The organism is Solibaculum intestinale, assembly GCF_040096205.1.
Taxonomy (GTDB): Bacteria; Bacillota; Clostridia; order Oscillospirales; family Acutalibacteraceae; genus Solibaculum_A; species Solibaculum_A intestinale.
The window spans coordinates 1-11356 of the sequence record NZ_JBBMFD010000036.1 but is presented as its reverse complement, the minus strand read 5'-3'; the positions used below and the strand labels follow the sequence as shown (position 1 = coordinate 11356).

14 protein-coding genes are annotated in these 11356 nt (G+C 57.4%); all 14 read right to left on the bottom strand.

Annotated elements, in window-relative coordinates; all coding sequences use genetic code 11:
- The coding region (locus tag WMO26_RS12745) for a terminase large subunit domain-containing protein (RefSeq protein ID WP_349220954.1) at nt 1–746 on the bottom strand (746 nt) is incomplete at its 3' end.
- Complete coding sequence (locus WMO26_RS12740) at nt 736–1155, bottom strand: hypothetical protein (protein WP_349220952.1); 420 nt, start codon at nt 1153–1155, stop codon at nt 736–738. The genes WMO26_RS12740 and WMO26_RS12745, both read right to left, overlap by 11 nt.
- 214 nt (nt 1156–1369) lie before the next feature.
- Nucleotides 1370–1768 carry a DUF1492 domain-containing protein gene (locus WMO26_RS12735; RefSeq protein WP_349220950.1) on the bottom strand — a complete coding sequence of 133 codons (399 nt, stop codon included), beginning with the start codon at nt 1766–1768 and terminating at the stop codon, nt 1370–1372.
- On the bottom strand, nt 1765–1962 hold the full coding sequence (locus WMO26_RS12730; RefSeq protein ID WP_349220949.1) for a hypothetical protein: 198 nt from the start codon (nt 1960–1962) through the stop codon (nt 1765–1767). The genes WMO26_RS12735 and WMO26_RS12730 overlap by 4 nt, the downstream gene beginning before the upstream one ends.
- On the bottom strand, nt 1959–2165 hold the full coding sequence (locus WMO26_RS12725; RefSeq protein ID WP_349220947.1) for a helix-turn-helix domain-containing protein: 207 nt from the start codon (nt 2163–2165) through the stop codon (nt 1959–1961). The genes WMO26_RS12730 and WMO26_RS12725 overlap by 4 nt, the downstream gene beginning before the upstream one ends.
- 76 nt (nt 2166–2241) lie before the next feature.
- A complete protein-coding gene (locus WMO26_RS12720) occupies nt 2242–2535 on the bottom strand; it encodes a hypothetical protein (protein WP_349220946.1) in 294 nt (97 codons plus the stop codon).
- Nucleotides 2532–3914, bottom strand: a complete 1383-nt coding sequence (locus tag WMO26_RS12715) for a DEAD/DEAH box helicase (protein WP_349220944.1) — start codon at nt 3912–3914, stop codon at nt 2532–2534. Before WMO26_RS12715 ends, WMO26_RS12720 begins: the two co-directional genes overlap by 4 nt.
- Entirely contained in the window at nt 3895–4191 is a 297-nt protein-coding gene (locus tag WMO26_RS12710) for a VRR-NUC domain-containing protein (RefSeq protein ID WP_349220943.1), read from the bottom strand. Before WMO26_RS12710 ends, WMO26_RS12715 begins: the two co-directional genes overlap by 20 nt.
- 254 nt (nt 4192–4445) lie before the next feature.
- Nucleotides 4446–6839 (bottom strand): virulence-associated E family protein, encoded by a 2394-nt coding sequence (locus WMO26_RS12705; protein ID WP_349220940.1) that lies wholly within the window; start codon nt 6837–6839, stop codon nt 4446–4448.
- A gap of 17 nt (nt 6840–6856) precedes the next feature.
- Nucleotides 6857–8860: a DNA polymerase gene (locus tag WMO26_RS12700; RefSeq protein WP_349220938.1), complete on the bottom strand. Its 2004-nt coding sequence runs from the start codon at nt 8858–8860 to the stop codon at nt 6857–6859.
- Nucleotides 8861–8863: 3 nt separating this feature from the next.
- Nucleotides 8864–9493, bottom strand: coding sequence for a DUF2815 family protein (locus tag WMO26_RS12695; protein ID WP_349220937.1), 630 nt, complete (start codon nt 9491–9493; stop codon nt 8864–8866).
- Between the two features lie 20 nt (nt 9494–9513).
- Nucleotides 9514–10734, bottom strand: a complete 1221-nt coding sequence (locus tag WMO26_RS12690; RefSeq protein ID WP_349220936.1) for a DUF2800 domain-containing protein — start codon at nt 10732–10734, stop codon at nt 9514–9516.
- The gene (locus tag WMO26_RS12685) at nt 10734–10913 is read right to left on the bottom strand and encodes a hypothetical protein (RefSeq protein WP_349220934.1); all 180 of its coding nucleotides are present in this window, start codon (nt 10911–10913) and stop codon (nt 10734–10736) included. The genes WMO26_RS12690 and WMO26_RS12685 overlap by 1 nt, the downstream gene beginning before the upstream one ends.
- Nucleotides 10914–11282 carry a hypothetical protein gene (locus WMO26_RS12680; protein WP_349220932.1) on the bottom strand — a complete coding sequence of 123 codons (369 nt, stop codon included), beginning with the start codon at nt 11280–11282 and terminating at the stop codon, nt 10914–10916.
- Nucleotides 11283–11356 lie beyond the last annotated feature (74 nt).

Sequence of the window (11356 nt, the reverse complement as noted above, 5' to 3'; positions counted from 1 at the left end):
TTTGCCGTGCCGTAGTCAATGGAGATGTACCGCCTCCCGCGGCTTGGCAACGCGTCAGCAGGGACCGGATCAACATCAGGACGGAAGAAGGCATATACCAGCCCTTCCGCCACCGCCCATTTGCCGCGAATAAAGCGGTCGTAGTATACTGTACCGGAATACTCTGCTTTCAACGCCTCCACAAACTCAGGCTGCAGAAAAGGATTATCATCTATGTTAAAGGTCATCTGGTAGACATCAGCCTTCTCGCTGTCCAAAAATGCCTTGAACCAATGCTTGGGGTTATCCGGATTGCATGTGCCATCAAAGCAAGAGCCTGGCTTGTCGAGGCGGCTTTGCAACATCCGAAAGACATCCTCGTGCCAGGTAGTTACTTCATCACCATAGCAGTACGCCAGGCCTGCGCCCTGGAGCTTACTGACCTGATTGACCTTATCCGCACCAAGAGCATAGCATTCCCGGCCGAATAGCGTCACTCGATTGTCGCTGCCGATACTGCCGACCAAGCCTCCGGTCCATATTTTGCGCATGGGCTCAAGGATGTTTCGCTCAAGCGTGCCCTTTGTGTTTCCCAGCAGCAAAATCAGCCCGTCCGCTGGCGCGGACCGGATACGGTACGGGATTTTGTAGTAGTCGAGATAGGTTTTGCCGGACCGGGTGGCCCCCAGCGATATATTCCAACGATGCCTGGCGTTTACCGTATTGCGCCATACCTCTTTTTGTTTTGGGGAGAAATCAATCGCCATGCTGCATTACCTCGTTAAGTTGCTCAAGCACCTCGTCCAAGCGTTCCAGGGCATCGTTGTTTTGCTGGCTGTCCTCACCGATGATGCTGCGTAGCTCTTTCGCGGCCGGTACATATCCGGCCTGGGCTTCTAACATCAACGCAGCTACCACGGCAAGCTTGTTGTCGATGTCCTCGGCAGGTACGCCCATTTTAGCAAGCTTGTTCTTTTTTCTGACGTCATTGAGCGGGAGGGACAATAGGAGTTCCGCATACTCCCGCATGGTCTTTTTAGCCCGCTGCCTCTCTTTTTGCGCTGCCTGACCCATCTGTCGGATTTTCTTTGCCTCTTCTTTGCCACGCTTATTCAGCGGGATCAAATTTTGCTCGTTTGCCATTATCTCACCCGCTCTCGCGGCGCTTGCAGTCATCCATGATATCCTCCTGTATACAAAAAGCGCCCCGCAAAAGCAGGACGCCTAGAATAGTTGGTAGCCGTCATAACCCGGACGGCCAACGGGTGAGAAAGGAAGAAGGAGTGCACCGTACTGTCCAATTGGCCCGCCCGGTGCTGGCGAGAGGAAAGAGCTCTGGTTTTCACTCTTTCCAGGTTACACTATATCACAGGCAAAGTATAACATTCTATCACATTATTAGTTTGTCCAAGGCTTCGCCGTGTAGGCGGCAAACGTGCATATAGCTGTAGTGCATCTCCACAGCGATTTGCTCCCACGTTTTCCCGTTTATGTACCTGTGCCTAAGTAATGTACGGTGTTTGGAATCTGGCGCGTTGTCTATCGCCGCCTTAACCGCTGCTCTAATTTCGATCATCTGGTCGATTTCTGCATCCACCTCCCGTTCCAGGTCCACCAATTTGGCGATAATGGCCTCCATCTTGTTGCCCTGAGAGCACTGCACCTTATCCGGCGCCAGTGATTGCGTAACCTTTGTGGCCAGCGCTCGATACCGTCTAACCTCCTCCAGCTTGGCGTCGATTTCGCGGCTCAAATCCAGGTACTGCCGTAAAAACTCTTTTTTTGTCACTTGCCGTCCTCCCTAAATGCCTCAATTTCCCGCCGTGCCTGCTTTGCCCTGGCCTTCTTCCGGCGGACGGCTTCCCGGCGCTTGTCCGCCTCGATCTCCTCTAGTGTGCGGATCACCCGCATGTGCTCACAACATACCCGGCACATATAACCGTTGAGCCATTCGCAGCCGTTAACCATGCAAATTACCTTCACGGCCCGTCCCTCCCGGCCAGGTAGTCAAGGCTGACCCCGAAGTAATCCGCCAACCACGTGAAATAGGACAGGCTAGGCTCTGTTTTCCCGGCCGTGTATCTATACAAGACTGCAATACCGATCCCCGTCCCCTTAGCCATTTGGGAAAATGATACCCCTTTTGCCTCCTTGAGCTCCCTCAGTCTTTGCGCAAATGTCGTCATCCTGCCTTACCTCCCACAAACACAGCCATAATCAAGGTCCCGAAACATGCGCCTACAACTAGACCGGCGAAAAAGATCATGGCTGTGCCTCCATCAACTCATAATTCTCTCGATCCAACGGTACCCCCAGCTCGTCGATCACCCGGCGGTCTAGGTGCGTCCAAAAGACCGGATCATTTTCATGCTCTTGCAGAAGCATCGTCATGTCGTCAATTACCCGCAAGATGCGCCTTCCCCCGAATCCGTACATCCGGTTCAGCGATACGGCTAAAACCTTGAACATCCGGCGGGTCATGTTGCGGCTTTCGTTGCGGTTATACTCGTCCATCCGTCGTCGGATGTCACGGGGGATCGGTACTCGTGCTTTCATCCTGCCCGCCTCGCTTTCTCAATACGCGCTTTTAGCGCCTCCATCATAGCCTCCTGGGCGTCCTTTTTGCCGTCCAAGCTTGCCGCCATGTCTACGTCCACACCGTCCTGTACAAGCAGATGGTGGACAATAACGGGATGCTTTTGCCCTTGCCGGTGGAGACGTTTATTGGCCTGTTGGTACAGCTCCAGGTTCCAGTTCGGCAGGGTGTACCATACCGCATGATGGCCGCCCTTCTGCAGGTTCAGACCATATCCGCAGCTGGCGGGATGCGCCAAAAGTACGTCAATTCTACCGGTATTCCAGGCTTCTTCGTCGGCGGGCCCGAAATAAACCCTTACCCGTAGTTTAGATTTCTGTAGGACCTCAAGGATCCGATCCCTCTCGTGCTGAAACCAGTAAAACACTAATACGTGCTCCCCGTAAAGCTGCTCGATGACTTCTAAAAACGCGTCCAGCTTGCAGCGATGGATTTCGACAGCCGCGCTTTCCGTGTCATACACCGCGCCGCTGCACAGCTGCAGTAGCTTGCCGTTTAACACCGCCGCGGTTCCGGCGGTAATGGTCTGCTCGTCTACCTGCAACAGCAGCTCACGCTCCATCTGCCGGTAGGCCTTTGCTGCCTTATCGTCCAGCACCACCGGCACATCATCCGCAATGAACTCCGGCAGCTCTAAATAATCCTCCGCCTTCATGCTTATGCAGATGTCCGAAATAGCTTGCTGGATCCGGTCCAGCGCCCCATCCTGGGGGGAGTAGGTGCGGTATTGCTGCCCTGGGTGCGCCCAATCCTGTGTGCAGAAACTTTCCCGGAAGGAGGACAGAGTGCGGCCCAACCGGGCCCCGCCGTCCAGCAAATACATCTGGGCGAAAATATCTTCCAGGCCGTTTGGCATGGGCGTACCGGTCAGTTCCACCATCCGGTTGATCCGGGAAGAAACCAGCTTCAACGCCCGGAACCGTTTCGCCCGGGAATTTTTAAAGCTGGTGCTTTCGTCCAGCACCACCATATCGAAAGGCCAGTCGTTGCGGTAGTAGTCTACCAGCCAATCCACGTTATCTCGCCCCAGCATGTAAACGTCCGCTGGGGAAGCTAGGGCTCGTATCCGCTTTTGTGCCGATCCCATAACCCCGGAAAACCGCAGATGCGCCAGGTGGTCCCACCGCGCTGCTTCCTTCTGCCAGGTAGCCTCCGCCACCTTCTTGGGGGCAATTACCAACACCCGGAATACCTGCCACCGATGATATTTCAGTTCGTTGATAGCGGTCAGGGTGATAACTGTTTTTCCCAATCCCATGTCAAGGAACAAGCCTATTTTCGGGGTGTCCAGAATCCGCTCAATGCAATACCGCTGGTAATTATGCGGGTGAAACTCCATCCGGAAACACCTCCTTTACAAAAGCCTTCGCCGCGTCCATTCCTTTGACCACCCGGACATCCGCGCCGCGTTTTCGCATTTCGGCGATCTGCCACCGCTGGATGTTTGCAAGCCTCCCGATCTCGGTTTTCAGCTCTACGTATACCGTCCTACCGTCAGGGGTAATGACAATCCGGTCCGGCACCCCTGGGTTCCCCGGCGAAACGAACTTATAGCACAGCCCGCCCCGCTCCCGAACCATCCGAACCAATCGCGATTCAATCGTGCTTTCTTTCATGTTTGCCTCCCAAGGTAACTTGGTGACCTTCTCGCGCGTAATATACGCGTATGTGGGCGTACAGGCGGGTACATGTCCGCTCTACACTCTCTATTTCCTCTATTTCTATATTTATTGAGAAATAAAGGTTACCAGGTTACCTTTTGTCTCTAAGCCTTGCGCCAAGCGGGTTTCCGGGGTAACTTTCAAGGTTACCCCAAGGTTACCAGGTTACCCTCAAAGGTTACCTTTTTCGCAGAGGTTACCGTCGAAAGTTACCCCAAGGTTACCCTTGTAAACCCCTTCTGCGCTCCGCAGTATCCAAACTTCAACGCGCTCTTTTGGCGCTTCCACCCGGGCGCTAAAGCGATGATGGAATTAATCTCCTGGGTGTCGGAATACCGCATATCTTTCTTCTGGCCCTCGAATAATTCACACCAGATTTCAAGGGCGCAAACACGTTCTCTTGGGACAAGCCTAAGCTCGCCAGCCACAGTACCGTTCCAAAACATCCTCCGGCGGTCCAGCGGCCATTTGCTCCAATCCTCCGGCACCGGCCGGTCTAGAAATTCCAGGACCAGGCCCTCCCGGGCGTTGATCTCGCGGTGGTCTTCCTGCTCGGCTTTCGCGGCAGCTTCAATTTCGCCGCTCAAATACAGGGGCTCTCCCGCTTTCCACCGACCCACGGCCTCCGCCCAAAGCTGGTCAAGCTCGCCGTCAAGGTCCCGCCACACGCTTTTCTTTGCCGGCTGTTTCCCTACATCCACCGGCCAGAAACGCCGGTTGCCGGTGCGGTCCTGCAGATAGTCATTGCTGTTGGTCGTCCCGAAGAAGACGCAGCATCGGGGCATTTCTTTCACATGACGGCCGTAAGCCGCACGGAACCGGTCTGCGCGGAGGCTCAAAAACTGCTTGATGCGGGCCACGTCGGTGCGCCGGAACGCATCCAGCTCAGAGATTTCCACCAGCCACACGCCCTGCAGCAGCTCGCTTGCCTCTTTGCCCTCAAAGGTACGGATACTGTCGTTAAACCAGCCCTTGCTCATTCGGTCCAGCAGGGTGCTTTTGCCGATCCCCTGGGGCCCGGAAAGAATGGTCATGCAGTCAAACTTGGTTCCGGGCTCCATCGCCCGCGCTACCGCTGCGGTAAATGCCTTGCGGGTAACAGCCCGTATGTACGGCGAATCCTCCGCGCCCAGGTAGTCTGCCAGCAGGGTGTCCAGGCGCTCCGTACCATCCCAGCAGAGCCGGGAAAGGTAGTCCTTTACGTCGTTAAAAGCGTGTTTTTCGCTGTGCAAGGCCAGTGCCCCGTCGATTTTGGCACTACCGGTGATGCCGTAATACTTCTCCAGGTACCAGTACAATCCTTGGTTGTCGCTGTCCTGCCAGGGGCGGCGCCGGTCCTGATCGTTCCAGGGTACTGGACCCAGGATTTCACCGCGCCCCGCGAACTGGTTTAGGGCAAACCTGCCTTTGAGCACCGGATCGTTTTCGAGGATAATCCAAATGTTGTCAATGGTGCTTTGGGGCAGACCGGTTTTCGCGCTGACCTTTAGCTGGTTTCGCCAGGCCCCGTCATCCTCCCGCTCCTGCGCCGCAAAGTCTTCGGTAGCGTTTTCCCACCGCTCCTGCAGCAGCAGCCCAGACACCCGCTGATCTGATACAGCAAGCTCGGACATGGCCATGTACGACGGCAGGCGGTTGGTAGGCGTGCCTGGCTGGGCTTCGTCGTCCTGGTCTCCGAAGCGGTGCAGCCGTACTAGGTCAAATGCGTTCACCAGCCGGCCGCCGCAAGGGTCGGTGGCGTGGTGGGAATACAAAAACTTGCCGTTGTCGTATAGTACCGCGCCGCCGGTGGTAGAGCCGCCGGCGAAGGTATATCGGCCGGGCATGGTGTCCACCGGCAGGTATACCCCCGGCAGGTACGTGTCCATGGCGTCCTCGATGCCGTACACCCGGCAGAAAGCTCCCACTACGCCTTTCTTGGTGAGCGGATCGCCCTGCTTGGCCGCCAGCCGTGCGGGGCTTTGTGCGCCCGGTACCTGGGGCCAGGCCGTAGTATCTCGCCAGTCTGCGTATGTGCCCAGCAGTCCGTCGGCGGAAAGCATGGGCTTATCCTGCCATAGGTGGATATACTCGCTGTTTGCGCTGCAGCTGGGCCAGTACATCAACCGGGACGGTTCAAATGTGGTAGGGTCCGCCAGGGTAATTCCGATGTATTCGGCCATCCGCCGGGCGCAGGGCTCGTATTCATCGGCGGTCACCGTGCGGTCCAGCGGCAGCAATACCCGCAGCCGCGGCGCGGAAGGCATGTGCTTGCGGGTGGAGTACACGCAATACCCGCAGCCCAGGCCCTCCACCCGGCGAAGAACATCATTGGTGCCGCCGGCGGGGATGTTGTCCAAATCCAGGGTCAACACATCCCGGCCGGTAACTGCCCCAGCCTTGCGGCGCGGCCCGCTTAACGTACCTGCCACAAAGCCGCCTACGTCCTTCAGGTCATCTTGCTTTCCTTTGGGCAGGGACAGGTATTCGGTCAGGGTTTCGGTACCCCTGGCGGGCAGACGCAGTCGTTCGTAAAGCTCCGATACCCGCATAGTCTGCGGCTGCCAATTGGTCGTCCGACGGCTGGCGCCAACGGTTATGGTGATGGTGCGGTCATATTGCATGCCGGGCGTTCCTCCTCCTAATCCTTTTTAAAGAATGGGTTTATCCAGCCGTCTGCATTTAAGGGCAAATCTGGGGCCCAGGCTGGCGGCTGGGACATGATTCGCACCACGTCCTCCAGGCTTCCAAAGCCCTGTTCCGCCTCGATTACCACCTCGTCATGCACATGAAAAACCACTCGATACCCGGCCGCTTCCAGCCGCTCGATCGCCTCTGCCAAACAATCCCTTGCGATGGCCTGCACGCAGTTTTCCACCAGCTTGCCCCCGTAGGTCTCGGTTTCGTGCCAGCGTTTGGTGGTCTGATCCATGCCCCAGTAGGCAAGGGACGGGTTGCCGAAACGGTTGACGCCCATATGAGGCTTTGCATAATAGAGCTTGCGCCCGCTGGGCAGCCGTATGGTCAAAAAGTCTTGATTGTTGCCGGGATCGCATTCGCGGGCGAAGGTAAGGTTTCGGATGCTGACCGTCCGGCCGGTCTCTACCGCCTGCGTGGCGGCGTCGTCCACGGCGTACCACAGACGGACGATGCTTGGGTTTGCCCGGCGCCACCGGTCCCGGATTTCCGGCAATTCTTCCTCCGCCAATCCGTCCCGCAGGGCGCCCATAGCAATCAAGGCATTCACCCCACCCTGATATCCAAGGGCCAAGGTAGCCACCTTGCCCCGCTGCCGGTAGCTGTATTCGGGGTTTCCTTTTTTGATTTTTCCAATCGGGATTCCAAACATCTGGGCGGCGGTCGCTTCATAGATTTTGCCGTGGGACCGAAACACGTTCAGCACCCATTCTTCTCCCGCCAGCCAGGCAATGACCCTGGCCTCGATGGCGGAGAAATCCGCATCAATCAACGTACAGCCAGGCGCGGCTACGAAGGCCGTGCGGATCAGCTGGGATAAGGTATCCGGCACGCTCCCGTAAACTAGACGCAGAGCCGATAACTGTCGGCTTTTGATCAGTTCCCGTGCCAGCGGCAAGGGGCTCAGGTAGGTCCGGGGCAGGTTTTGAGGCTGCACGATGCGCCCCGCCCAGCGTCCGGTCCGGTTGGCTCCGTAGAATTGCAGGATGCCCCGCACTCGGCCGTCTTCACAAACGGCGGTTTCGATGGTGTTGTATTTCTTGGTACTGGTCTTGCCCAGCTCCTGACGGATTTCCAGCATCCTCGTGGCCGATTCGCTGGGCACGCCCCGTGCCAGCAGGTCTTTCACCGTGTCTTTACGCAAATCAGCCACTTCTTCGCCGGTTTCGGCTTCCAACCATGCGGATAGCTGGGCCACGCTGTTGGGATTTTGCAGCCCGGACAGCTGCGTGGCCTCCGCCATCAACGCGGTCCGGGTGATGTCGCCCAGCGCCAGGGCACCCGCGACTAGATCCGCGTCCACGGCCACGCCGCGGGCGTTGATGCGCTGGTCGGTCACCCACTGGGCCTGCACTTCATCCGGCACGGGGAAAGCGGACAACCGGCGTTCGATCTCCATTTCCGTCACCACGTCCTGGCCGCAGTAGGTTTGGAATAAATCCCATTTACCCGGGTCGTGGTGAGGCAGGTTCCTTGTACGCCCGCCGTTTGACTTGGTAGGCGTACAAGGAATGCAAAAGTACCGGATTAGGGCTTTGCCTGCCGCCATCTTTTGCTTGTCTTGGGGCAGCCCTATTGCCCGGCCAGTGGCGTCCAGTCCGGCGGTATACCCGCAGTAAAGACCGTGAAGCATGGTGCAGCGCCATTGAGATAACCAGGCATCCCGGGTAACCCCGTCTATGTGGAAATGGGTAGCCAAGCAATACCATTCAAAGGCAGCGTTGTATGCGTGCTTGATGGTATCCGCGTGAAACAGCCGTGCAAGGACCTCTTGGGGGAGGTACTGTTCTTGGGTCAAGTCCACAACCCGGACCGGAGCCCCGTCCAGCGAATAGGCGAACAAAAGGATTTGAAAGTCCGGGCTTTGCGCGTATTTGTAAAGCCCGGACTTGGTGATGTCCACCGAGGAATAGGTCTCGATGTCAATGCTTAAATGATGCTGGCCCATTGCTTACACGCCCCAGGGTGCTTGCGGGTTTGCAGCGCCGAAGCCGGGAACAGCGGGCTGGCCGAATCCCGGTGCCGCAGCCGGCTGCGAGGGTGCGCCGAAGGCTTCTTCAGGGCTTACCTGACTGCCCAGTGGTTCGCCGTCGCGAAGCTTCTGCACGCCGTTGAGGCCGCAGCCGATCCCCTTTTTCCCGCTATAGTTATAGGGGAAGAAGCTGACGTTGACTCGACCGTACATGCCGGAATACACCTCCGCCTGCTGGAGGATGGGCTGCACGTTTGCGTCCACCACAAACGGCGCGCGGTCCGCCTTGCTGGACGCCGTAAACACCCAGTGCCCCTTGCATTCCGCGCCGTAGGGCATGCCGTCGCTGGACCGGACACCGTCCCCGTCATGGACGCAGATGGAAGGCTGCGGCGGGCGTACCCCGTTCCAGCTTTTGTTGACGCCCTGTTCGATGGCGTAATTGACGGCAGCGTCGATGGCTGCCTTAGCTTGGGTGTTGCTCTTCGGGACTAGGATGGTGACGCTGTATTTCGGCTCCTGGTTGGGTTGATTGCTCCGGGGCTGGAACAGGTTGCAGTAGGATAAACGGACCTCGCCGATGGTAATGGTGTTGGGGGTAGTTGCCATGTATATTACTCCTTTACAAATTAGTTTGTGGTACCAAAAGCGGCTTGCGCCGGGTTATATGGGGGACGTTTGTCGGAGGCGGCTGCCAGGGCGGGCCTGCCGGCAGGCTTGACCACCTGGCTGCCCAGCAAATCCGCGAAGGTTTTCTTACCCAGCAGCTTTTCCAGCTGGCTTAAGGATTTCGGCACCTGGTCATAAATGATTTCCCGTGGATAGCCGTTGGTAATCAGGGTTTCATAAGCGGTATCCGGATCGGCAAAGGATCGAGTGCTTCGGCCCTCTACTGCCTTCCATCCGGGGATATCCTTCCCGGCAAGGCATGCCTGCAGCGCGTAGTCCTCCAACTGCTTAACCCAGGAGGCTAGGCCTTTGGCGCGGGTAAGCACGTCGCCGACCTCATCATCTGACAGGGTGGGCGTTGTAGCGGCCGGATCCCCCGCCGGCAGCGCCTTGCCGAAGGCTTCCAGAGCCAAATACTTCTCCGCCCGGGCACGGCAGGTGTTTTTTAATGGGCAGAAATGCGATTCGCACCAGCCGCCGGGATTGGGTTCGCACCCGCCGGTCCTTGCGCTTTCTGCTGCGGGTTTTACCACGTCCCGTGCCCACACTTCCAGCTCTTCGGGCGTGGTTTTCCAGTCTGCTACGCTGTTTAGGGCCGGCTGCACAATGGTCATCTTGACTGTCTTAATCACGTCCGCATAAAAAATGCTGTAGCTGTACAACGCGCCAAGAGCGTACAGCTTCATTTGGGGGTTATCTTCGGCGGAAACCGGGTGGCCGCTGCCGTTTTTGTAGTCGGTCACCCATAGGACGTTGCCCCCGATCTGGATGCAGTCGGCGGTACCTGTTGCCGCGCTCCCGTCCGGCTTTGTTTCGCCGGTAAATATTCCGATGGGTACGGGTACCTCCAGCGCAGTAAGAGGCTTGCTTTGGTAGGACATAGCGTGCTCGGTGAGAACGTCCAGATATGTATCGGTGTACCTGTCCATCTCCGGGGCGTAATTGGGATCGGATTTCAGCTTTTTCAGTCGGCTGTTAAATGTCCGGGCCCCCATGGGTTCCACGAACTTTTTGCGGGCTTTGAGCTCCGCGATGGCATGTGCCACTCGGCCGGCCTCGGCGTATTGGCTGGTGGCGGAGGGTATGTCCTTCGTCAGCCGCACCGATGCCGGGCAGTTGATCCAGCGCGCGGCGGAAGATGGGGACAGCAGAGCGTGGTACTCAGGTGTTGGCAATTTCATCACCCTCCATATTCGCTAAAAGCATAATCAATACACTGCTCTACGATATTACCAAGCGGCAACCCTGTTTTTGCTTTTAGCACAGACAGGGCTTGGTAGTACGCAGAGCTTAGGCGTACAATCGGCTGTTTGTTGGCGGCATCGTCCGGGTAAGGCAGCCGCAGCTTAAACTTCTCCATTTAAATGTTCGCCCCCAGTCCGCGCAGGGCGGTGGCAAATTCGCCGTACCGTTCCTTGGGCAGCTGTGTGACAGCGCTAATACCGAACTGCTGCAATAGGGCTTGGGCCGCCTGGCCTTTAGCTGGATCCCGGGTCAGCAGATCGGCTCCCGCTTGGGCCAGTTGCTCCAAGGAGTATGTAGGGGCGGTCGCAAGAGGCACCGCAGGAGGCGGGGCTTGTGTTTGAGCCTGTGTGGGCGCGGGTGGCGCTGCGGAGGCGGGGGGAGTCTGTGCGACAGTTGCCGCTGCTTGGCCTTTCAGGGCTGCAGCGAAAGCATTGGCTGCCTCCACCAGGTCGGGGCAGGATACGGTGACTTTGATTTCAAACATTTGACAAACCTCCTAATCTGGTTTACAATAACGGTAGCTTATTTCCCTTTGCGCTCGATTGCGGTTGCCGCCGC

Coding starts and splice junctions, on each gene's coding strand:
- WMO26_RS12740 (WP_349220952.1), bottom strand. CDS start 1,155: ATGACTGCAAGCGCCGCGAGAGCGGGTGAGATAATGGCAAACGAGCAA.
- WMO26_RS12725 (WP_349220947.1), bottom strand. CDS start 2,165: ATGACGACATTTGCGCAAAGACTGAGGGAGCTCAAGGAGGCAAAAGGG.
- WMO26_RS12720 (WP_349220946.1), bottom strand. CDS start 2,535: ATGAAAGCACGAGTACCGATCCCCCGTGACATCCGACGACGGATGGAC.
- WMO26_RS12715 (WP_349220944.1), bottom strand. CDS start 3,914: ATGGAGTTTCACCCGCATAATTACCAGCGGTATTGCATTGAGCGGATT.
- WMO26_RS12710 (WP_349220943.1), bottom strand. CDS start 4,191: ATGAAAGAAAGCACGATTGAATCGCGATTGGTTCGGATGGTTCGGGAG.
- WMO26_RS12705 (WP_349220940.1), bottom strand. CDS start 6,839: ATGCAATATGACCGCACCATCACCATAACCGTTGGCGCCAGCCGTCGG.
- WMO26_RS12700 (WP_349220938.1), bottom strand. CDS start 8,860: ATGGGCCAGCATCATTTAAGCATTGACATCGAGACCTATTCCTCGGTG.
- WMO26_RS12695 (WP_349220937.1), bottom strand. CDS start 9,493: ATGGCAACTACCCCCAACACCATTACCATCGGCGAGGTCCGTTTATCC.
- WMO26_RS12690 (WP_349220936.1), bottom strand. CDS start 10,734: ATGAAATTGCCAACACCTGAGTACCACGCTCTGCTGTCCCCATCTTCC.
- WMO26_RS12685 (WP_349220934.1), bottom strand. CDS start 10,913: ATGGAGAAGTTTAAGCTGCGGCTGCCTTACCCGGACGATGCCGCCAAC.
- WMO26_RS12680 (WP_349220932.1), bottom strand. CDS start 11,282: ATGTTTGAAATCAAAGTCACCGTATCCTGCCCCGACCTGGTGGAGGCA.